Source organism: uncultured Odoribacter sp., from assembly GCF_937966165.1.
GTDB lineage: Bacteria > Bacteroidota > Bacteroidia > Bacteroidales > Marinifilaceae > Culturomica.
Map to the genome: position 1 here is coordinate 16,933 of NZ_CALCLB010000002.1, position 23,959 is coordinate 40,891.

Here is a 23,959-nt window from a genome sequence, read left to right on the forward strand (position 1 = left end):
AATGGTTTTTATTTAATCTCTTCCAGTAAAGATTTTACAGTAGCTTCCACTTGCAAATCTCTTCCCTGTATGGCCGATTCCGGATCATTGGTTACCCGGATATCCGGTTCCAGCTGAAGATTTTCCAGATAACGTCCCTGGTTGTCTTTCATACCTACTTGAGGTATTCCGAAAACTAAGCTCGGATCTTGTTGAGATTCCCACCATACAGCTGTCATTGTTCCCGGTACGGGCATACCAACGAGTTTTCCTATTTTCAATTCTTTATACACCCAGGGGAAACCATGGGCATTACTATAATTGCTCTCGCTCATAATGACTGCAGATGGTTTTGTCCATTGTGCAAAAGGATCTTGTCCGATATATTGTCCGCGGGGAACAAATTCTGCAAATTTTTTCCCACTCAACATATTTGCCAGATCTTCGTGTAACCATCCACCACCGTTATAACGGGTATCTAAAATAATCGCTTTCTTATTCCGGAATTTCCCGAATAGTTGGGAATATACTTTCCGGAAGCTTTGACTGTCCATGCTGGGAATATGGATATAGCCGATCTTGCCTTCTGAGAGTTTTTCTACCAGGTCTTGCCGTCCTTTTACCCATCTGTTGTATAATAATTGCGATTGTTCTCCGGCGGAAATCGGTTTGACATATTCATTCCAACGCTCCTTGGTTTCCGGATTATAGAGCGTCAGGTATACCCTTTTCCCGGTCTGATTTTCCAAAAGTGAAAAGTAATCTTTACCTGCTTTGACCGGTTGGTTGTTGATCTCTTCAATAATTACCCCTGCTTTGATTTTTGTTTTAGCAGTCGTAAGCGGACCTTTTTCAATAACTTCCTGAATTTTCAGTCCGTCTCCTTTATAGGCCGGATCGTAGAAGGCACCTAAAACAGCTGTCGGTTTTGCTGTAGTGGGAGCATAATAACTTGCACCCGTGTGAGAAGCATTCAGTTCGCCCAGCAATTCTCCCAAGACTTCTGCAAAATCGTAATTATTGTTTATATGAGGCAAAAAGCGTTTGTATTCTTTTTTGTAAAAATCCCAGTCTACCTTGTGCAAATCCGGGTCGTAGAATTTATCCACAACTTGCTGCCAGGCGTGGTCGAATATGTATTCTCTTTCCAACGGTTTTTTCAGTTCTAATTCGGCTTCATAAGTCACAGGAGTGGTTTTCCCGCTATTGATATCTATTTTGCTGATTTGTCCGTTAGCTAGCATATATAAATTTTTCCCTTCTTTGTCCATATCCAACGCTCCGCCCCACTTATTCAATTTTGCCAAAATACGGGTTGTTCCTTCTTTAAAATCCCGTACCCATAAGTCATATCCCCCTTCAAAACGAGCCAGGTAATATAATTTAGAGGCATCTTTTGTCAGTACAGCATCTCCCAGATTGGAAGAATTAATGGTCAGGCGGGCGATTCTGTCTTCCAGGTTCGTCAGGTCAATATGGAGTTCCGGTAATTTAGTCTCTGCTACTTTTTTCTTACTGTCTTCTTTTTTCTCTCCCTTTTTATTTTCTTTTTTGTCGGTTTTCTGGGCGTCTTCTTTCTTTTTGTCGTTATTTTTCATCTCTTTTGCCAGAGCATATTCTTCTTTGCTCATATTAAATTCGTCCCAGGCTTCCGGATCTAAGAAAAGGGCATAAACGTCGTAATGTGCTCCCCAGCTTCCGTGGCTACGGTAGCCGGCACGGTCCGAGAACCAGATTACAACTTTCCCGTCCATCATCCATTTGGGGGATTCATCCGAATAACCACTATTGGTCAGATTGTGAATTTCCTGGCTTCCATCGGCTTTTACCAAAGCAACATCGCTGTTTTGCCAACCACCGTAATCAAAATATTTGGCTAATATCCATTTCCCGTCGGGAGACCATTGATACCACTGGTCGCCATCACTGTAAGAATAATTGTATTTGCCGGGTAATACGGTCCGGACTTTTTTGCTTTTTAAATTGATCACTTTAATTTCCGTACGGTTTTCCAAATAGGCAATTTCTTTTCCATCCGGAGAGAAAGTCGGTTCGAAACAGGCATTTTTACCTTTAGTGATTTGCTCTTCTTTTATTTCTTTGGCATAAGTAAATAACTTATCCGTAGTGTCTGCCAATGTAGCGGTATAAATATTCCACTGTCCGTTTCTTTCTCCTGCATATACCAATGAACGCCCATCCGGAGAGAAACTTACAGATCTTTCCTGAGTAGGAGTATTGGTAATCCGTTTAGTTGTATTGTATTCTACTGAAGTGACAAACACGTCTCCTCTTAATATAAATGCAATTTCTTTTCCATTGGGAGAAAGAGCCATTTCACGTGCTCCGTTTCGCATAGTGTTGGACGTTAGCTGGGGTTCGATTTGATCGGTAACCACATTTATCTTTACCTTCTGCGGTTGTTTCCCCTCTTTCAGTGTATACACCTCTCCGTTGAAGAAGTAGCAAAGAGTTCCGTCATTGGAACGGGAAAGAAAACGAACGGGATGTTTGGAATGATGAGTGATCTGAGTAATCTGTTCCGGACGATCCAGGGATAATTTACATACATTGAAATCACCGAAACGCTCGCTTAAAAAATAGATACCTTGTTCATCATCTGTAAAAACCGGACTCCGGTCTTCCACTTCTTTTGAGGTAACATTGGTGAATTTACCGGTTTTTAAATCATGCAACCATATATCGCGGGTTACAGAAGACTTGTGATGTTTCCGCCAGTTGTCCTCATAACCTTTATAATCGTGATAAATGATTTTATCTCCGGCTTTGTTAAAATGAACGTCATTTACTTCGAAAGTTAAGAATTGTTCCGGTCGTCCTCCCTCTGTTGAAACCGCGTAAATTTGAGAGCCGGAAGGAAATTGCGTATAATTTATATCAGGCATAATCCGGGCTTTGTATAGAATTTTTTTCCCGTCCGGAGTAAATGCAACCGGCGTTTCTCCGGTTGAATTCCAGGTAAGGCGGGTTGGGATTCCACCTGTTGCCGGTACGGTATATACATCCATACTCCCTGAACGGTTGGAAGCGAAAGCGATTGTCTTGCTGTCCGGTGACCATACCGGCCAACCGTCATAGGCGGGGTTCGTTGTCAGTTGTGTAGCTTTTCCGCCTTCTACATTTACAGTATAAATATCTCCTTTATAATTAAAAGCTATCGTCTTCCCGTCTGGAGAAATGGACGGATAACGGGTCCATAGAGCCGTCTCCTGAGCGCTTAAACCGTAGAAGATAAAAACGCACATACCAGTGAATAAAAGTTTGAATAAATTCATATTGAAAGGTTTTAATGTATTTGTTTGGGTACGAAAAGTAATTATTATTACTCATAAATTTGGTTCTAATCTACACTTTTAACAAAAAATTTGATGTTGTTAAAGTAATTTTTCCTTTTCAGGAAAAAAAGGAGGTTATTATTCAGAAAATGCCATCCTGAATCCAGAGCTTGTTTTTTTCTGTTCAGAATGGCAATATTCTTCATTTTAATAATTTAAAAACTTCAGTCTTTTTACTTTTTGTACATACCCAGTTGATCCGGATTGAAATTAGCAATAAAAGCGGCATGAGCACATACTTTTGCTTGTCCGTATTTGATAAATATTTCGGCTGATTTCGTAAAACGGGGAGCCCGTTGTGCATCCAGTAACAATAGGTAACCGATAATAGTATAACCTGCCATTTCTACCAAACGGCGCGCGTGGAAATCTGTATATTCGGTATTCCCGATTCCTCCTACAGTCTGGGTGGCTGTTTCCAGTTGTTCTGTCATCCCTTTCAGGTGATCGCGTAAATATTCCAATTCCGGAGCAATTTCAGCTTTCTCATATACTTCGCGGATTTGTTTGGCATATTGCCCGGTAGTTACTCCCCGGATAGCTGCTACTACCTGTAACTGGGAAGTCCCTTCATAAATGTTTGTAATCCGGGCATCTCTAACTAACCGTTGGATAGGGTAATCCTTCATAAAACCGGAACCTCCGTGGATTTGCAGCGCATCGTAGGTAATTTCATTGGCATATTCGCTGGCAAAGAGTTTTTGCAAAGGAGTATAAATGTCAGCCAGTTTTTGATATTCCTTCATTTCATTCCTTTCCTCTTTGTCCAGGGGCCTTTCCTTAGAAATATGATAATAGGTTTTATAGACATCTACAAATCGGGCCGTTTCGTATAAAACAGAACGTATGCCATGTAATTTCGCTTCCATATTGGAAAGCATTTCGTAAATAGCCGGAAATTCAATAATTGCTTTTCCGAATTGTTTTCTTTCCTGGGCATATTTTAATCCTTCCCGGTAAGCGGCTTCTGCAATACCTACGGATTGGGCTCCGATGCCTAAACGGGCAGCATTCATCAAGGCCATTACGTATTTGATCAGACCCATTTTGCGTTCTCCTACCAATTCTGCCGGGGCATTTTTGAATACCAGTTCACAGGTCGGAGATCCCTTGATTCCCAATTTGTTCTCGATACGGCGAACGGTTACGGCATTGCTGTTACGGTCGTAAATGAACATAGACAGACCACGTCCGTCGTTTGTGCCTTCTTCGGAACGGGCTAATACCAAAGATATATGTCCGTCTCCGTTGGTGATAAATCGTTTTACCCCGTTCAGATACCATTTCCCATCGGCTTCATTGAAAGTAGCTTTTAATTGTACAGCCTGTAGGTCAGAACCGGCATCCGGTTCCGTTAAATCCATCGCGCAGGTTTCGCCTGCACTTACACGGGGGAGATATTTGCTCTTCTGTTCTGCATTTGCAAATTCATTGATGGTTTCTGCACAGTCCTGCAAACCCCAGATATTTTGTAAACCGGCATCCGCCCTGGCTACGATTTCAGCAGCCATGATAAAAGGTACGATGGGGAAATTCAGGCCGTTGTACTCCCGGGGAAGAGAAATCCCGTTTAAGCCGGCTTGATTGATAATGTCAATGTTTTGCTGTGTTCCCGCGGCATACTGAACGTGGCCGTCTACGACCTGAGGACCTTCGTTGTCTACCGATTCCGCATTTACAGCAACGACTTCTCCGCAGATATCCCCTACAATTTCTAATACTTTGTCATAATTGTCCAGTGCATCTTCATAATCCCGGGGAGCATTTTCGTATTTTTCTGCCTCCGTATAATTCCGTTCTTTTAAACCTACGATTTTTTCCATCAGCGGATGACCGAGATGAAATTTTATATCTTCATTATCTGTGTAAAAATTTGCCATATGTAAAATTTTAATGAAATTAAAACTGAATGTATAGTATGGTTTATGGAAATAAACCCTTTATACACATGTTTATTTACTATTTTTCTTATAGTACTGAATCATTTTGGGAATAACTACATTTAAATCGCCCGTAATGACATAATCAGCAAATTTGTTTATCGGAGCATTTACATCTGTATTAATTGCAATTACCATGGCAGATTCTTCCATTCCGGCGGTATGTTGAATTTGTCCGGAAATACCGCAGGCAATGTATAATTTAGGACGTACTGTTGTCCCCGTTTGCCCGATTTGACGTTCGTGCTCGCAGAAACCGGCATCTACCGCTGCACGCGATGCTCCCACTTCCCCTCCTAATACCTCGGCAAGCTCGTGAAGCAACTGGAAATTTTCTTTGGAACCCACTCCGTAACCTCCGGCGATAATAATGGGGGCCGCTTTCAGGTTTACTTTGGATTTTTCCATGTGGCGTTCGATGACTTTTACGACGAAGTCTGTCTCGTCAACATAACGGGAAACATCTATTTTTTTAATTTCTCCCTGATGGTTCGGATTATAGATTTCCTTTTTCATTACCCCTTCCCGGACCGTTGCCATCTGGGGGCGGCATTCCGGATTAACGATGGTGGCAACAATATTTCCTCCGAATGCCGGACGTATTTGATAGAGAAGATTTTGATACGTTTTTTGAGTTTTGGGATCATTGTAATCTCCGATTTCCAAACTTGTGCAGTCGGCTGTCAATCCGCTATGAAGGGCAGAGGAAACCCGGGGACCTAAATCCCGTCCGATGCTGCTTGCTCCCATAAAAGCAATCTGAGGTTTTTCTTCTTTAAAAAGATTTACCAGTACAGAGGTGTGGGGAAGGGTCGTATAGGGAGATAACCTTTTATCGTCACCGACCCATAAGACATCTACTCCGTAAGGGAATACCTGCTTGCCGATCTCTTCCAGCCCGTGTCCCAAAGCAACAGCTTCTAATTTTACACCTAATTTATTGGCAAGAGTACGTCCTTTAGTCAGTAATTCCAGACTGACATCAGCGACAACACCCTCTTCTATTTCGCAATATACAAATACACTGTTCATAATTTAAATTTTGGATGTTAGATTTCAGATACCTTATTGTACAAAATAAAGTCATTCTAAAACCATCAATATAATTCATTGCAGTTTTTCATTTTTTCCTGTTGAAAAATGATTTTCTGTGTCTGTTATCTTTATCCGATAGTATGATTCGTAATCAATTCCTTCATCATGTCTTCCATGTCGGTATCGGATGCCGTCAGTACCTTTGCTTCTTTAGCCTGGAATACTACACTTTCAATATTCTTTACTTTTGTAGGAGAACCGCTTAATCCTAAATCTTTCGGATCGCTTTCAATATCGTTGACACTCCATTCTGTAATTTTCAGATAAGGTCTTTGGTCAGCCAAAGTAAAATAATCTTCTCCGGCATTTTGAGCTTCAGAGGTTGCTTTGGCATACTTGTATTTCAGTACACGGCGGGCATTCCTTGGACGGCAGGGAGCTGCTGAACCGTTTACTGTCACTACGCAAGGTACGGGACATTCTACCAGCTCAATACCCCTTTCCAGCCGTCGCCTGATCGTTATTTTCCGGAGATCGCAGGAGAGGATTTCTTCTGCGTATGTCACCTGAGGTAAAGCCATTTTTTCAGCCACTTGCGGGCCTACCTGAGCCGTATCCCCATCGATAGCCTGACGTCCGCAAATGATTAAATCAGGCTTCAAATTCCGTAAAGCACAAGCCAGAGCATAAGAAGTCGCTAATGTATCCGAACCGGCAAAAGCCCTGTCCGACAACAGATAGCCTCCGTCGGCTCCCCTGTACATGGCTTCCCGGATAATCTCTGCAGCACGTCCCGGGCCCATCGTGAGAATGTGTACAGTTGTACCTTCAATGTTATCTTTTATTCTCAATGCCTGTTCCAGAGCATTCAGATCTTCAGGGTTAAAAATGGCAGGTAAAGCTGCCCTGTTTACAGTTCCGTCAGCCTTCATTGCATCTTTTCCCACATTTCTCGTGTCGGGAACCTGCTTCGCAAGAACAACGATTTTTAGTCCTTTCATGTGTAAATTTTTAAGTTACAACAGTCGCAACGGTTATAACAGTTACAACAGTCTGTTTGTTAATATTTATTTGAATTTATTTTATTATCCTCTTAAAATCCGGTAAAGATAATATTTTAAAGTAAAAAGTGAAAAGCAAATTATAAAAATAAGGGCTTCTACATTTGTTTGTTAAATGTAAAGCCCTTATTGTCAGTAAAATATGCATTAATATCCGCCAGGCTTCTCCGAAATGGAGTAAACTGGGCAGATTCCAGTTATTATATATTTTCCTGAGCGAATTTTCTGCCTGCATGTAAGGCTTTTAAATTCATTTCAACCACAGCATCCCCTTTCCGTTTAAAAATAGAACAGATTCCTTCTTCCAGGTAGTCAAAAGGAATTTCGATAAAAGGAGAAGCGGCACCTAGCATTACAAAATTGCTGGCTCTCGTTTGTCCTGTCTCTTCCTTGGAAATCTGATCTGCATCGATGATAATCCGGTGAGGCAGATTTTTTAAGGTTTGCAATAATACTTCGAGATCCGGATAATTCGGAATATTAATGAGAGGAGTTGAATTGGTAACGACATATCCGCCTTCCTTCAGATAAGGTAAATAACGTAAGGCTTCCATCGGTTCTACGGATAATATGATATCTGCTTTCCCTTTAGCGATGAGATCGGAAAAAATAGGTTTGTCTGAAATCCGCATAAAAGACTGAACATCGCCTCCTCTTTGGCTCATTCCGTGAGTTTCGGCCTGTTTCATGTATAAATTGTTATTTAATGCTGCCGATCCTAATGCTGCTGCTATCGACAAAATTCCTTGTCCGCCGACTCCGGCTAAAATTATGTTTGTTTTCATATTGCTTTTGAATTTAAAGTCAGAAAAAGTTTACTTGTCAGTTCTGACCGAACTGTTAAATTACTTTTTCATTTTTGTTTTTTCCCTTCTCTGCGTGCTTTTTGGATACAAATCCTGCGGGGGATGATTACAGATACCCCTTTGTATTCAATTTCTTCCCGGATGATCCGGCACAATTCTTCGTGATTTTTAGGTACCGGATTGAGAACCCGTATGTGCTGGGGATCAACCCCTATGCCTTGACAAATGGATTCAATTTTACCCAAAGCAGCGGAATCTTGTCCTCCCGTCATCGAAATCGATTCGTTGTCTGAAATGATAATGGTGATAGGAGAATGTTCGTTTACAGCATCCAATAAGCCGGTCATTCCGGAATGTGTGAATGTGGAATCCCCTATAACAGCTACAGCCGGATATAAACCTGCGTCAGAAGCACCTTTTGCCATTGTTATGGAGGCTCCCATGTCTACACAGGAGTTAATGGACTGGAAAGGAGGAAGAGCCCCTAAGGTATAACAGCCGATATCTGAAAATACATGCCCTTCTCCGTAGGTAGAAAGTACTTCATTCAAAGCTTTATAGACGTCTCTGTGACTACAACCCACGCAGAGGGCAGGGGGGCGTGGAACTACAATTTCCGGTACTGCAGCCCCTTCTTTTACCTGTAATCCCAAAGCTTGGGCCAGCAGATCGGGGTTTAATTCCCCGTCCCGGGGGAGGGTATTGTCCAGGCGGCCGGTGATGCGTTTATCTCCCGGATAGCCTTTTAACAGTTCTTCAATGAGGGGATAACCTTCTTCCACGACCAGGATGCGTTCACATTCTGATAATATCTTTTTTACCGATTTCCGGGGCAAAGGATATTGACATATTTTCAATAAAGGATACGGGCATCCTGTCTCGAAATTTTCCATGACATAATTATAGCTGATTCCGCAGGTGATAATGCCTAACGATTTGTCCGGGCCATCTGTATAACTATTGAAAGGGGAGTTATCGGAAGCTTCTTTGAAATCGGCCTGCTTATTTAATAATAAGCGGTATTGTTTTCTGGCTATAGCCGGAAGCAATACAAACTGGCGTTTGTTATCCGGCAACCGGAGATGGTTTTCGGGCAAAGCTTCGTTTATTGACACCCCGGCCCGGGAGTGGGCGAGGCGGGTGGTAATCCGCAGTAACACCGGACTTCCGACAGTTTCCGACAGGGCAAAAGCATAACGTACCATTTCGTAAGCTTCCTGCTGATTAGAAGGTTCCAGTATCGGAATTAAAGCAAATTTCCCGTATACCCTGGAATCTTGTTCGTTTTGAGAGGAATGCATGGAAGGATCGTCTGCCGCAGTAATGACAATTCCTCCGTTGGCTCCCGTGATCGCTGCATTCATAAAACAATCTGCGGCAACATTCATGCCGACATGTTTCATGCAGACCAGAGCCCTTTTCCCGGCATACGACATCCCCAATGCCGCTTCCATAGCTGTTTTTTCATTGGCAGACCATTCTCTGTGAATGTTCCTTTGGAGAGCCTGCTTTGAATTTTGAATATACTCTGTAATTTCTGTAGAAGGTGTTCCGGGATAAGCATATACGCCGGATATTCCGCTATCGATAGCTCCCTGGGCAATGGCTTCTACACCCAGTAACAATTGTTTTTGCATGGTTTAATGGCTTTTAAGTGAAAATAAAATTTTTTTTCTTGCTGATTTACATGGGAATAAAGGAAAGAAAGGATTTTCTTATAATCCCCAATGGAATTTTAAAGTACCCATGATATAAGCAAGTACAAAATAATATTCAGCTGGTTGGTACATAGTTTGAATGCTAACGTTTGCGAAGATAACAAAATATTTTTCAATTATAAAATATTTTAATCATTCTTTAGTGATACGGATGGTCCGTCCAGATTTTCCACCCTGCTTCAGCCTGACCGGCCAGCATTTCCAGTCCGTTGCATACCCGGGCTCCGGTTTCTGCCCCTTTCTTCATAAATGTTGTGATCTCCGGATTGTATACGAGGTCAAACAGGTAGTGCCGGGAGGTTAGTTGTTCGTAAGGAATCAAAGGATAAGTGTTTGTATTGGGCCAGGTCCCCAAAGGCGTTGTATTTACAATAAGGTGATAATCCGGTAAGTAGGCCCCGGTATCCGCATATCCGATTTCTTGTTCTTGCCGGGGAGTACGGGATACGGTTAAGGAAGAGATCCCCAATTGTTGCAGCGTGTAGCGTATTGCTTTTGCTGCTCCTCCATTTCCCAGTACAAGGCAATGCTTTATATGCGGAGGGATAAACCGGAGCAGGGCAGTGCGGAAACCATAGGTATCGGTATTATAACCGATGAGTTGACAACCGGCAGAATGCCGTTCGATTTTTACACAATTGACAGCACCTATAATTTGAGCTTCTTCACTTTGTTTGGTGAGATAACTGAGAATCTGTTGTTTATACGGGATTGTTACATTAAATCCCCTTAGATTCGGATATTTTTCCAGTAAAACGGGTAAAACATCCAGATTTTCTATTTCAAAATTTAAATATTCTGCCTGGATTTTTTCTTTTTCAAACTTTTCAGTAAAATATTTTTTTGAGAAAGAATGTCCTAAGGGATAGCCAATTAATCCGTATTGTAACATATCGTCAGGAATTCTTTTCTTTCATTTTTTTACCTAACATTTCTACTCCCCAAATCAACAGAAAGCCAAAGATACAGAATACAATAGCCATGCCCAACTGCGGATTCCCCTGGGAAATGATTTCTCCTGCTTCGCAGGGATTCAGAGAAAGTATCTTTTCAGAAAAAAATAGATTTCCATTACAGGTTTGCAAGGTTTCAAAAGTAGCCGGAGATACATTTTTTTCAATCAGAGCTTGCCTGACACCATGACTGTCCGTGAAAAACTCGATCGTCTCTTTCCAGGGCCATACTTTGTTTAAAGAACCAACCATAAAACCGGTTAATAACGCAATTGTCATGTTGTGGTAGTTCTTTAATAACCAAGAGAGTAAATGAGAAAAACTAATAATTCCAATAATGGCACCTATAGCAAAAATAGCCAGTATGCCGATATCCAAACGTCCCACTGCTCCTATGATAAAATAATATTTTCCTAATAGGACCAGAATGAATGCCCCGGAAATTCCCGGTAAAATCATGGCACAGATCGCAATGGCTCCGGATAACAGAATGAACCACCACGTCTGTGGGGTGGAAGCAGGGGAAAGAACCGTAATCGTATAGGCAGTACAGATTCCAGCTATAAGGGAGATCACTGTAAAAATATCCCATTTCCTGATTTCTTTAGCTACCAGAAAAGCTGAAGCAATGATTAAGCCGAAAAAAAATGACCAGGTTGGTATCGGATGGTGAATTAGTAAATAAGACATAAGTCTGGCCAGGGAAAAAATAGAAATGCCAATTCCACAGAGTACAGATAACAAGAAATTTCCATTTATTTTTTTCCAGAAGGATGCCGTTTTCAGCTGAAATAATAATTTGACAGCCTGCATGTCGATATTTTTAATAGAATTGATTAATTCCTCATAGATACCGGTAATAAAAGCAATTGTCCCCCCTGATACGCCGGGTACTACATCTGCAGCGCCCATGGCGCATCCTTTTAAGACCAATAAAAGATAATTCTTGTTTCTTTTCATATAATGAGTATTATTTCTGCTGAAAAATATTATTCCCTTTCCGCTTGTTTTGAATTAAATTTATTTTTATGACATGAAAGCGTTTCTACAGAAAGGCTCCGGAATTAAGAGGCCGTAAAAACGGATTCATGAGCTATTTCGAAAAAACATTCCGGTGTTCGGTCCTTCTGAGATCGAATACCGTTTTTACAGGAGTGAACGTTGTCAGGGGAACTTCTACAAATACAGTGATCCATTCCGCCATGGCTCCGTTCCATAAGCCAGGTAATTCCTGTACCCGGATATCTTTGCCCTTATACGATTTTGTGGTAATGAAACCTTGGTTCGTATCGACAAAATCCATTAAATCAAAACGTTTTCCTTTGTAATTTTTCGTCCCGCAAACCAAATCTACAGGATTGAAATGGGTAGAATGTTCGAATATTTTCTTTTGTTCTTTGTCTTTCAAATTTATCTGGGCCGATTCGATAATCATAAGGCGGCAGCTGCCGTCTGCCGTTTTAACCCAGAAAGGTCCTCCTCCGGGTTCACCTTCATTTTTTACCATGCCGCATACCCGAATCGGACGATCCAGAATATTGCGTAAATATTTTATACGGGCTCTCTTGTCCTTAAACTGAAGTCTGTCTGCTTTTTTGTAACCGAGATTGTTTTCGATAAACATTTCCGTTTCATCTAACTGGGCTTCGGTTATTCCTCTTTTGTCGAGTAAGTCCAGGTGCTCGAAAACTTTACTTTGGATTTCGAATAAAGTACCGGCTAGTAATTTTTTATATTTAACGGTATCTGCTTTACTCCGGTCCGGAGAGACATTGTCAATATTTTTTATAAAAATAATATCTGCTTTAATATCGTTGACATTGTGAATCAGGGCTCCGTGCCCTCCCGGCCTAAAAAGAATTTTGCCTTTATCATCCCGGACCAGTTCCCCTTTTTCATCTATACTTACTGTATCTGTAGAGGGTTTTTGTATGGAGAATGTAACTTTGTATTTTACATTGAACATTTTCTCAAAAACCCTGCTTACTTTAGCTAAACGATCTTTAAAACGCGGCACATATTCTTCCGAAACGGTAAAATGCAGATGAGCTTCCCGGCCCTTTTTACCATAGAGGGCAGCTTCTACCAGATGCTCGTCGAAAGGAGTTCTGACGAAATCACGGTATACATGGAAATCAATCAGTCCTTTCGGGGTATTCCCGTAGTTTAGCCCTTTATCTGTGAGAATATAAGCCAGTATGTCGGCAAACATTTTCTTTTCGAGCATTTTTTCCAAATTCTGCCCGTCGTTCCACATGATATTTTTCAAATGGGTATAGAACGGAAATTCATTGAGATGCAAGAAAAATTCATGCATACTGTCGGGACTCTTATCCTGTACAAATTTCAGAAATTCTTCCGCTCCTCCTTTGTAGGTTTCCATGAACGTAAAAAGCTTTTTAAACATACGGCTTGCGGATCCCGAGGCCGGAACCATTTTAATCACATCGGCTTTCTGGCTTCCTTTTTCATACAAATCGATCAGATAATTTTCCTCCTCTGCCGGGATCGATTTTATTCCGTTATTTAAGGTAGCTGGTTCTGCTAAATTGACAAATTCAAATCCTTTTTTAAAGTTTTCCATTTGCTTGTCAATTTGTTCTGGTTTTATTTTGCGGCGTTTAAATTCTTTTAAGTCTTCTTTTGTATACATTATTTTTTACTTTAGTAAACTACAGATAAATAATAGCATTCCCCCTCTAGAAGAGAAGGAATTGGAGTATACCGGCAGATTAACAATATCTATTCTTCTTCATCATAAATGTCTTCTTGGTTATCCAGTTCTTTTTCATAAAATTCCTCCGCTTCTTCTAGTAAAGTGTCAATATCGTCCTGTGAAAGCGGCTCTTCGTCGATCCAATAGATACGCTGGTTACTGTAAAAACCATCAAGGTCACATTGAATAATGCAGCGCGGCGTTTCTGTGTGGACAACATACACCAAATCAATGGCTTCTTGTGAATTGTCTGCAATAAGAAATTTAGGCAACATATCTTTAATGTTTAAAATTTACATCACAAATGTAGGATAAAATTAAGAAATATACATCTTACATTTTGACTTTTTAAAAGGAAAACTCGGAGAACCTTGCAATTGTTTCACTGATAAAAGGCAAACTCCTGTTACCGGAGACTGGTTTGGAGATTTTTGATGGGGAAATGCTTCTTTATAATTAACAGAAGATACGCCTGTTTTCTGTGTAAAAAGTTGTATCTTTAGTCCCTCTTAAAAAGGATATTCCGGTCTTTCCCGAATAGTACAAATGCAGAGAGAATATGAACAGGAAAATGAATATCGGTGAGATGCAAATGTGGCAAAATGCTGAAAATTTAATAGAAGAAATATATAAACAGATTTCTGATATCGGGAGTTATCATTTCAACTGCCATTTCCGTCGTGTTGTCTTAGCAATATTGGGAAATCTGACAGCTTCCAGGCAGGCAGGATCGCCGGTGCAATATTGTGCTTTTCTGACCGAGGCGGAATCTGCCTGCAATGAAATCCGGCATATGTTGCATACGGCGCGTTATTACCGTTATATTCATAATTCTGTAGCCGATAAATTGGATGAGGAGTGCCGGGAATTGGCTTTACGCATTCAGGGAGTCATCCGGAATGCAGAAAACCGCTTTCCAACCCCTGCAGAGAAAGTTAAGGTGAGAAAAAAACGACCGAAAAATAGTAATAACTTCTGAAAAATGGGACCTAAAATTATAGCCATATACGGGAAGAATGTGAATGACGAGTTTTTCCCTTATCTGAGAAAAATGCTTTGTCAATTGAAAGAACAGAATATTCTCCTGGATTGTGAAGATAATTTTAAAAAGATATTAGCCGAACGTTTTGATTGCTGCGGTTTATTCCGCGGCATTTATGACCGGGATAGCCTGAAAGCAACCGGGGCAGAAATGTTATTGAGTATTGGAGGCGACGGGACTTTTTTAGATGCCGTGTTATATGTTAAGGACAGTGGAATACCGGTTTTAGGGATGAACACCGGACATTTGGGTTTTTTGGCAAATATTGCTGTAGAAGAAATAGATGCTGCTGTAGCGTATATTGTAAAGGGGCAGTATACAACTGAGGAAAGAAATGTATTGCGTTTGGTTGTAAAGGGAAGAGCGTTTTCCGGATTTAATTACGGCTTAAATGAAGTAAGCGTACATAAAACAGATACGTCTTCCATGCTGAAAATACATGCCTATATCGGGGATGTTTATCTCACCACTTATTGGGCTGATGGGTTAATTGTGGCTACTCCTACGGGGTCTACTGGTTATTCCCTGAGCGGTGGCGGGCCGATCGTAAATCCGGAATGTAAAAATATTATTCTGACTCCTGTCTGTCCCCATAATTTGACGATGCGTACCTTGCTGGTTCCGGATAATGCAATTATCCGCTTAAAAGTAGAAGGTCGTTCCGGGGATTTTATATTGAGCCTGGATTCCCGCATAGAAAAAATGAAAGATGATTGTGAAATTGAAATTAGAAATGGGGAATTTAAAATCCGGGTTGTTAATCTGCCCGGTCATAATTATTATGGAACGTTGCGAAATAAATTAGGATGGGGAGAAGATTTCCGGAACCGGAACGGAGCAGAAAAATAAATTGAAAACATTCCTTTTCTGATTTAGAAAAGATTTCAGGAATAATTTGCCTTTTAAAATAAGTAATATTATACATTCTTTGTATTTATTACCCGTTTTTTCACTTTTCACCCTTCGCTTTTCTTATGATTGTTACTATCTTTGAACGATTTTTATGGATAAGCAAAGAGAGGCGGAAAATGGATATCCTTGAAAATTAAATTGAAAAAGAGAAATTAAATTTGTCCCTCAATTTCACAGGTAATTACGAAGTTAAAGATATCGTAAAGAGAGAAAGTTCCTTTTTAAAGGGAGGAGACAAATTTTTTGTGTGGAGAGAGAAATGAAAAAATTCAGGATTATTGTTAAATCTGGAAGCAAGGAAGAAGTATGCTTTAATTGGAAAATTTTTAGTAATGGACCTGTGATTATATAATATGCTTAAATTAATAGAAAGAGAAAATTTGCCGAGGCATGTGGCCATAATTATGGATGGTAACGGACGGTGGGCAAAAGCGAAAGGTCTGAATCGTATTTTGGGGCATCAGAAAGGAGTAGATACGGTAAAGAAGATCGTGGAGGCGGCAGGAGAGATTGGCTTGGAGTATTTAACTCTTTATACTTTTTCAATGGAAAACTGGAAACGTCCCCGGGAGGAAGTCAATGCATTGATGTCCCTTATGGTGGATGCAATTATGCGGGAAATGGCCGGTTTAATACAGCAGGGGGTTGTGGTAAAGGTGATTGGGAATATTAAAGATTTACCTGCTTCCGTCCAAGTGAAATTAGAGGAATTGATACGAAATACCGCTGCAAACAAAGGGCTGAAGTTGATATTGGCATTGAGTTACGGGGCGCGTTGGGAGATACTGGAAGCAGCGAAAAAAATAGCCGGCGCTTATAAAGCAGGTCTTATTCCGGATGTAGAGGTTTTGACGGAAGCTGATTTCGCTACTTATCTTACCACTACGGATATTCCCGATCCCGATTTATTAATCCGGACGAGCGGAGAATGCCGTTTGAGTAATTTTCTTTTATGGCAATGTGCATATACTGAATTTTATTTTATTGATAAATTTTGGCCTGATTTTGAAAAAGATGATTTATATTTGGCAATCCGTAATTTTCAGCAGAGAGAAAGGCGCTTCGGAAAAACAGGTGAACAGCTGGAAAACAATTGATAATTTCGGATATTTTGATTTGAATAAGAGTAAATATTTGTAATGAGATAAAACAGATGATAAGAAGGATAATTCTTTGTCTTATAGTAACCTTTTTTTGTTTTTCCCGGAGCTGGGCGCAATCTGCTGATACATTGAGAGGTGCGGAGGTATATTATTCCTCTCCTAAGACTTATGAACTGGCTGGCGTTGAGGTGACTGGAATTGCGGACCATTATGATCCGGAGACATTGATTCAGTTGGCGGGACTTACAATCGGCTCTGAAATTAAGATACCCGGCGACGCACCGACAAGGGCTATAAAACGTTTATATTCCAATGGGCTTTTTTCGGATATAACCATTGCTGTCGATAAGATCGTCGGTAATAAAGTGTATCTGATACTGAATTTACAGGAACGGCAGAAGTTGTCCAAGATCAATTATGTCGGTCTAAAGAAGTCGGAAGAAAATAAGATTAAAGAACGTATTAATCCATTACCGGGTACCCAGGTAACCGATAATATGATTTCTAATTTAAAGCATATTGTCGAGAAGTATTTTAAAGAAAAAGGATTTTACAACATTTCCGTCAAAGTGTTACAGCGGGATGATCCGGAACGGGATAATTTTGTTGTATTGGATGTAGTAATCGAACGGAATAATAAAATAAAAATTCAGGATATTGTCATTACCGGCAATAAAGACGTGAAAGCTTCCGTACTCAAGCGGGCCATGAAAAAAACGAAAGAAAAGTCTCTGGTCAACTTTTTTAAATCTTCGAAATATATTCAGGATAGCTACGAAGACGATAAATATAATTTATTGGATAAATACAATGAAAAAGGATACCGGGATGCCCTTATTGTTTCGGATAGTGTAGTACAGATTTCCCCGAAACGGGTGAAAATATATATTGATGTAAACGAAGGTCAACGGTACTATTACAACAATATTTCCTGGGTGGGGAATACCGTATATGATTCTGAACGATTATCCCGTATATTGAATATTCAGAAAGGGGATGTTTATAATAAAAAGTATTTTAATGAACGTTTGAAAGACGATGAAAATACGGCAGTCGACAAATTATATGTAAATAACGGTTATCTGTTTTTCCGGGCCATACCGGTAGAGACGGTAGTAGGTAAGGATTCTATAAATGTGGAAATCCGTATTTTCGAAGGTCCTCAGGCGACAATTAACCGGGTAATTATTAAAGGAAATGACCGTACACATGAGCATGTGGCCAGACGTGAGCTGTATGTATACCCGGGAGAATTGTTCAGCCGGGAAGATGTCATGCGAAGTATGCGGGAATTGGCTAATTTAGGCCATTTCGATCCCGAACAGATCAAACCGGATGTAAAACCTGATCCGGAATCCGGGACAGCCGATATTATTTTCAGTGTTGTTGAAAAAGCAAACGACCGGGTTGAACTTTCCGGAGGTTGGGGGGCCGGTATGATTATCGGTTCTGTCGGCCTGACGTTTACAAATTTTTCTATCCGGAATATTTTCAATTGGGATTCTTATCGTCCATTGCCTCAGGGAGACGGACAGACGCTGAGTTTGAAATATCAGACAAATGGTAAATATTATACCTCTGTCAGCGCTTCTTTCCGGGAACCCTGGCTGGGAGGTAAAAAACCGAATTCCTTGAGTGTGTCTGCCTATTATTCCCGGCAGACCGGATATTCTTCAAATTATTATAACCATTCTTATTATGTAAATAGTTCTAAGGATTTATACGATGATAATCAGTTGATGACTACTTTCGGATTTAGTGTCGGTTTAGGAAGAAGAATTACATGGCCGGACGACTTTTTTACCATGTATACGGAGCTGTCTTACCAACGTTATCGGTTGAGGAACTGGCCTTATTATATATTTAGTAATGGTAATTCCAATAATCTTTCATTTGCTTTCCAGTTAAGACGCAGCTCTATTGATAATCCGCTTTATACCCGTAAAGGCAGCGATTTCATGTTGGGATTAACCTTTACTCTTCCTTATTCCTGGTTTGACGGAAACAATTATAAGAGTAATACATTAACCCAGAAAGAAAGATACAGATGGATTGAATATCATAAATGGAAGTTTAGCGGAAAGATGTTTATGCCTCTGGACCGGAACGAAAAACTGGTTTTATATGCAGGAGTACAATACGGTTTCTTGGGATATTACAATAAATATAAACGTTCTCCTTTTGAAGGTTTTGAAATGGGAGGTGACGGAATGTCCGGATATAGTTTGTACGGACGTGAGTATATTGGTTTGAGAGGATATGAAAACGGTTCTTTGACAAATGCCGGTTCTAATTTTATTGCTCCGAATGCTGCCGATGCCAGTTTGTATTCCAAATGGACTATGGAAGTACGGTATCCGATTACTTTGTCTCAGTCCGCTACTATTTATGCATTGTGTTTTCTGGAAGCCGGTAATTCCTGGTATGAACTGAAAGAATTTGAACCTTTCAATCTATATCGTTCAGCTGGAGTAGGCGTCCGGGTATTTTTGCCAATGTTCGGCATGTTGGGTATAGACTGGGGATATGGTTTCGATGATGTACCGGGACGTCCCGGAGCTTCCGGTTCACAAATCCACTTCGTACTGGGTCAGGAATTTTAAGGAATTGGAAAAGTGGATTGGAAAACAGAGTGACTTTTGGAATTTGTTAAATATTTATGGCTATTTTTCAGAATTCTAATTTCATTAAGGAATTGAAAAGCTTAATTATTTTATTATTTTTGTACTGACTAACAGGCAACTTATTGGGACAGATTTTTCAATAGACAAAATAAAAAACGAATAGAATGAGAAATAAAATGAAATGGTTGTTATTGGCGGTATTTATGGTAGCCGCACTTGGCGTTTCTGCTCAGCAGAAACCGGTTAAATTAGGACATATCGAAAGTAGCAAATTGATTGCTGCTATGCCTGAAATGGCTGCTGCACAAAAACAGCTGGAATCCAAACAAGATGACATTCAAAAAGAAAGTCAGAACCTGAGAACACAATGGCAAAATCTCGTGACAGATTATCAGAAAAATGAAGCGACCTATTCTGATATTATTAAGACATCCAAACAACAGGAAATTGAGGAATTGGGTCAACGGATTCAGAAGTTTGAGGAAATTGCAATGAATGAATTCAAGAAATCTCAGGACGAACTCTTACAACCGATTATGGATAAAGCACATAAAGCAATTCAGGAAGTAGCAAAAGAAAATAGTTTTACTTATATTTTCGATATGAATTCCGGAGCTATTTTATATGTTTCGGAAACTTCAGAAGATATTTTGCCTTTGGTGAAAAAGAAACTGGGAATTCAATAAGGAAGAAAAATAAGATCAGCCGCCTTTAAGGCGGCTTTTTTTATGCTAAAATTTTCGGTTTATACAAATTCCTCTGTATTTTTGAACTAAATCTTTGGACTTATATGGATAAAATAAAAGGGCCTATTGGAGTATTCGATTCGGGATACGGGGGATTGACTGTTTTAAAAGAAATAATGAGTGTTTTACCTCAGTACGATTATGTGTATTTAGGAGACAATGCCCGTACACCTTATGGAACCCGGTCCTTCGATGTCGTTTATCGTTATACGGATCAGGCTGTAAGAAAACTTTTTGAACTGGGTTGTCCACTGGTGGTTCTGGCTTGCAATACAGCATCTGCTAAGGCATTGCGTACTATTCAACAAGTCGATCTGCCCCGTTTGGATAGCAGCCTGAGGGTTTTGGGGGTTATCCGCCCGAGTGTAGAAGCTTTGGCTAATTATACCCGCAACGGGCATATCGGTATTATGGCTACGAAAGGGACTGTTGCTTCTGAATCTTATCTGTTGGAGATAGAAAAATTATACGGCCCGGGTTGTTTTCATATTACTCAGGTCGCTTGCCCGATGTGGGTCCCTTTAGTGGAAAACAATGAATTAACCGGAGCAGGAACTGAATATTTTGTGAAGAAATATGCAGACGAATTATTTGCGGCCGATCCCAGAATAGATACTGTTATCCTGGGATGTACCCATTATCCCTTGCTGCGCACTTTGATCGCCCGCTATATGCCCGCCGACGTAAAGTTAATCGAACAGGGACATATTGTTGCCGACCGTTTACGGGATTATTTGGTCCGGCATCCCGAAATGGAAAAGCGGATTGGGAAAAAAGGGAATGTATCTTATTTGACTACAGAAAAGACAGGCTTGTTCGATCGTATGGCGGGGATGTTTATAGGAAAGAATTTGTCTGCAGAGCAAATAGAACTATGATTTTTGTAAGGTAAAAGATAAAAACCGGAAAGACAGATCAGCTATAAATTTTTTTATATTTTTTCAGAATTTATGATTGCTAATCGTATATATTTACGAGAATTTATATCTTTGAGATAGCTTGCTGACAATTTCTAAAAGAGATGAAAATAGGTTCCCGGCAGGCAAGGATCAGAAAAAGGGAATTTATTTCTTTTAGTTGTAGTAAAGGAGGAGATGATGACAGACCAGGAATTAATAAAAAATGCTTTCGACGATTTGCTCGCCTCACTATGGCCCGGTACAACAAAGGAAAGTAAACAGTTAATAAAGAAGGCATTTGATTTTGCCAATGAGGCCCACAAAGGGATGAAAAGAAGGTCGGGAGAGCCCTATATCTTGCATCCGATAGCTGTCGCCAAAATAACGGCAAAGGAGATCGGGCTGAAAACGAAATCTGTTGTAGCCGCCTTGTTGCATGATGTCGTGGAAGATACTGAGTATACGGTTGATGATATTGCCAGTTTATTTGGTCCGAAGATCGCTTCTCTGGTAGACGGTCTGACGAAGATCCGGGAGGTAATGGGATCGGATACCAGTAAGCAGGCGGAAAGTTTTCGGAAAATGATCCTGACTTTGGCCGATGATGTGCGGGTGATTTTAATTAAAATCGCCGATCGTTTGCATAATATGCGTACGTTATCTTCTATGCCGGAACATAAGCAGGTAAAAATTGCCAGCGAGACCTTATACATTTATGCTCCTCTGGCCCACCGTATGGGGCTTCATGCCATTAAGACAGAATTGGAAGACTTGAGTTTAAAATACGAGCATCCAGAAGAATACGAAGTAATCGATAAAAAAATAGAAGCTTACCACAGGGAATATTCCGGTTTGTTTGAAAAGTTTATTGAACCTATCCGGGGAAAGTTGGATATAAACGGGTATGAATATACCATAACCGCCCGTACTAAAAGTGTGTATTCGGTATGGCTGAAAATGCAGAAACGGGATATCAGTTTTGATGAAATCTATGACTTACTGGCCGTGCGGATTGTATTCAATCCTAAAACAGAGCAACCTGAAAAGTGGCAGTGTTGGAATATTTATTCTCTGATAACTGATTTATACCGGCCGAAGCCGGAGCGGATCAGGGATTGGGTAAGCACGCCTAAAGCGAATGGATATGAAGCTTTGCATGTAACTGTGATGGGGCCTTCTGGTCAGTGGATTGAAGTTCAGATCCGTTCCCAGCGGATGGATGAGATCGCTGAAAAAGGTTTAGCTGCACATTGGAAATATAAAAGTGAGGGAGGAGAAGGCAATTCTGAATTGGATAAATGGCTTGCCGGGATTAAGGAAATGCTGGAGCAATCTGATTCCGATGCTTTGGAATTCCTGGATGAGTTTAAACTGAATCTTTTCGCTAAAGAAATCCGGGTGTTTACCCCTAAAGGACATATGAAGACTTTACCTAAAGGAGCAACCGCTTTGGACTTTGCTTACGATATACATACAGAGATCGGGAATACCTGTATCGGAGCCAAAGTGAATCATAAGTTGGTGCCGATGAGTTATGTGCTTCAAAGCGGAGATCAGGTAGAGGTGCTGACCAGTGACAGACAAAAGCCCCAGAGGGAATGGCTGGATTTTGTCGTAACGGCAAAGGCGAAATCCCATATTGATGCGGCATTTAAAAAAGAAAGAAAAGATCAGATCCGGCGGGGTATTGTCATATTTGACGGGATTGTAAAAGAACTGAAATTACCTTCTACATCCGAGCCCCTGAAAAAAATACTGGCGCAGTTGAAGTTGAAAAATAAAGAGGATTTGTATGCTGAGATTGCTAAAAACGCGCTGACAAGAGAACAGATCGTAAAGGAGTTGAAAAAGAAAGCTGAAAATAGATTTATGAAGTATTGGAAGCTGCAATTCCTTTGGAGTGACAGGGATAACGAAGACCGGAAAAACAGGGATAGCCGGGAGGATGAGGTAAATGACGAAAATACCGATATTGTCATTTCCCTTTGTTGTAATCCTATACCGGGAGACGATGTGGTGGGAATCAATATCGGAGGAAAAGTGATGGTTCATAAGCGTAAATGCCCGGAAGCTATCCGGTTGATGTCCAGCTATGGAGATAAGATCGTACCCGTGCGGTGGGTAACTCACAAAGTCATGTCTTTCCCAGCTATCATGCAGCTATCCGGTATTGACAGAGTGGGAGTCGTGAGCGATATCACTGCGGTTATATCCAAAGAAAACAGTGTAAATATGCGGATGATACACTTTGAGACGAAAGATGGTATTTTTGAAGGGATGATTCATGTGTATGTACATAATACAGCCGATTTGAATCGTTTGATTTCCAAAATATCTTCTCTGAAAGGAGTCGAAAAAGTATCCCGGGTAGAGAATCTTGAAAATTGATGTTATTTACGAATGAATACAGGGAAAATGAAAGATGTGGTAAAGGAAGTTTTTACAGCTTACCTGCAAAAAAAAGGTTGCCGGAAAACACCGGAACGCTATGCCATATTGGAAGAAATTTATTCCCGTCCCGAACATTTTGACGTTGAATCCATTTTTATGGCAATGAATAAAAAGAATTATCGGGTAAGCCGGGCGACGATTTATAATACAATAGAGTTATTACTGGATTGTAATTTAGTGATCAAACATCAGTTTAAAAATAATACCGCTCAGTTTGAAAGAGCATATAATAACGACCGGCACGAACATCTGATTTGCCTGAAATGCGGAAAGGTGGAAGAATTTTCTGACAATCGCCTGGATGAAATAACGGATTATATTGCCGGGAAGCGTAACTTTTCTGTACACCATCGTTTAATGTATATCTATGGTATTTGTAAGTCTTGTCAGTTGGGAAAAAAATAAAAATATCGCTGCGGAAGTATCGGCTGTTCAGGGAAAAAGACTGTATGCTGCAAAATTTAATCTTGTAAAAAGAGAAAGGAAAAGATAGAAATTCTTTTAAAAAGATTAACTTTGTACGTTTGTGTTTTTTCGGCAATGTTCCCCGGAGAAACAATTTTTATGTGATATAGTGAAAGAAAGCCTGGCCATTTCGTTGAATAATGAAAAAAGAAG

General features: G+C 40.4%; 18 protein-coding genes. 8 read left to right on the forward strand and 10 right to left on the reverse strand.

All coding sequences use genetic code 11. From position 1 onward, the window contains the following. Positions 1–8: 8 nt before the first annotated feature. The 10 genes from Q0465_RS00510 to Q0465_RS00555 form a co-directional block, all read right to left on the reverse strand. Positions 9–3,275, reverse strand: a complete 3,267-nt coding sequence (locus tag Q0465_RS00510; RefSeq protein WP_298611276.1) for a S41 family peptidase — start codon at positions 3,273–3,275, stop codon at positions 9–11. Between the two features lie 233 nt (positions 3,276–3,508). Further along, positions 3,509–5,215, reverse strand: coding sequence for an acyl-CoA dehydrogenase family protein (locus tag Q0465_RS00515; RefSeq protein WP_298611278.1), 1,707 nt, complete (start codon positions 5,213–5,215; stop codon positions 3,509–3,511). Between the two features lie 72 nt (positions 5,216–5,287). Then, positions 5,288–6,307 (reverse strand): electron transfer flavoprotein subunit alpha/FixB family protein, encoded by a 1,020-nt coding sequence (locus tag Q0465_RS00520; RefSeq protein ID WP_298611280.1) that lies wholly within the window; start codon positions 6,305–6,307, stop codon positions 5,288–5,290. Between the two features lie 131 nt (positions 6,308–6,438). Beyond that, positions 6,439–7,311: an electron transfer flavoprotein subunit beta/FixA family protein gene (locus Q0465_RS00525; protein WP_298611283.1), complete on the reverse strand. Its 873-nt coding sequence runs from the start codon at positions 7,309–7,311 to the stop codon at positions 6,439–6,441. A gap of 260 nt (positions 7,312–7,571) precedes the next feature. After that, positions 7,572–8,156: an indolepyruvate oxidoreductase subunit beta gene (locus Q0465_RS00530; RefSeq protein WP_298611286.1), complete on the reverse strand. Its 585-nt coding sequence runs from the start codon at positions 8,154–8,156 to the stop codon at positions 7,572–7,574. Positions 8,157–8,224: 68 nt separating this feature from the next. After that, positions 8,225–9,814, reverse strand: a complete 1,590-nt coding sequence (locus Q0465_RS00535; protein WP_298611289.1) for a thiamine pyrophosphate-dependent enzyme — start codon at positions 9,812–9,814, stop codon at positions 8,225–8,227. A gap of 220 nt (positions 9,815–10,034) precedes the next feature. Beyond that, on the reverse strand, positions 10,035–10,787 hold the full coding sequence (locus Q0465_RS00540) for a shikimate dehydrogenase (protein WP_298611292.1): 753 nt from the start codon (positions 10,785–10,787) through the stop codon (positions 10,035–10,037). Between the two features lie 4 nt (positions 10,788–10,791). Beyond that, a complete protein-coding gene (locus tag Q0465_RS00545; protein ID WP_298611294.1) occupies positions 10,792–11,808 on the reverse strand; it encodes a DUF368 domain-containing protein in 1,017 nt (338 codons plus the stop codon). A 133-nt stretch (positions 11,809–11,941) separates the two neighbouring features. Next, positions 11,942–13,501 carry a DUF4301 family protein gene (locus Q0465_RS00550; RefSeq protein WP_298611298.1) on the reverse strand — a complete coding sequence of 520 codons (1,560 nt, stop codon included), beginning with the start codon at positions 13,499–13,501 and terminating at the stop codon, positions 11,942–11,944. 89 nt (positions 13,502–13,590) lie between these two features. Next, on the reverse strand, positions 13,591–13,839 hold the full coding sequence (locus tag Q0465_RS00555; RefSeq protein ID WP_009137139.1) for a hypothetical protein: 249 nt from the start codon (positions 13,837–13,839) through the stop codon (positions 13,591–13,593). 284 nt (positions 13,840–14,123) lie between these two features. Here Q0465_RS00555 and Q0465_RS00560 point away from each other — a divergent pair, with 284 nt between their 5' ends. The 8 genes from Q0465_RS00560 (at position 14,124) to Q0465_RS00595 (ending at position 23,746) form a co-directional block, all read left to right on the forward strand. Continuing rightward, positions 14,124–14,543 carry a four helix bundle protein gene (locus tag Q0465_RS00560; RefSeq protein WP_298611309.1) on the forward strand — a complete coding sequence of 140 codons (420 nt, stop codon included), beginning with the start codon at positions 14,124–14,126 and terminating at the stop codon, positions 14,541–14,543. A 3-nt stretch (positions 14,544–14,546) separates the two neighbouring features. Continuing rightward, positions 14,547–15,455, forward strand: a complete 909-nt coding sequence (locus Q0465_RS00565) for an NAD kinase (RefSeq protein ID WP_298611312.1) — start codon at positions 14,547–14,549, stop codon at positions 15,453–15,455. Between the two features lie 416 nt (positions 15,456–15,871). Continuing rightward, the gene (locus Q0465_RS00570; protein ID WP_298611315.1) at positions 15,872–16,615 is read left to right on the forward strand and encodes an isoprenyl transferase; all 744 of its coding nucleotides are present in this window, start codon (positions 15,872–15,874) and stop codon (positions 16,613–16,615) included. Between the two features lie 56 nt (positions 16,616–16,671). Beyond that, positions 16,672–19,224 carry a POTRA domain-containing protein gene (locus tag Q0465_RS00575; RefSeq protein WP_298611318.1) on the forward strand — a complete coding sequence of 851 codons (2,553 nt, stop codon included), beginning with the start codon at positions 16,672–16,674 and terminating at the stop codon, positions 19,222–19,224. Positions 19,225–19,409: 185 nt separating this feature from the next. Continuing rightward, positions 19,410–19,931, forward strand: a complete 522-nt coding sequence (locus Q0465_RS00580; RefSeq protein WP_298611321.1) for an OmpH family outer membrane protein — start codon at positions 19,410–19,412, stop codon at positions 19,929–19,931. A 104-nt stretch (positions 19,932–20,035) separates the two neighbouring features. After that, entirely contained in the window at positions 20,036–20,869 is an 834-nt protein-coding gene (murI, locus tag Q0465_RS00585) for a glutamate racemase (protein WP_298611324.1), read from the forward strand. 219 nt (positions 20,870–21,088) lie between these two features. Then, complete coding sequence (locus Q0465_RS00590; RefSeq protein WP_298611464.1) at positions 21,089–23,278, forward strand: RelA/SpoT family protein; 2,190 nt, start codon at positions 21,089–21,091, stop codon at positions 23,276–23,278. Between the two features lie 12 nt (positions 23,279–23,290). Next, positions 23,291–23,746, forward strand: a complete 456-nt coding sequence (locus tag Q0465_RS00595) for a Fur family transcriptional regulator (protein WP_298611327.1) — start codon at positions 23,291–23,293, stop codon at positions 23,744–23,746. The last annotated feature ends 213 nt before the right edge of the window (positions 23,747–23,959 follow it).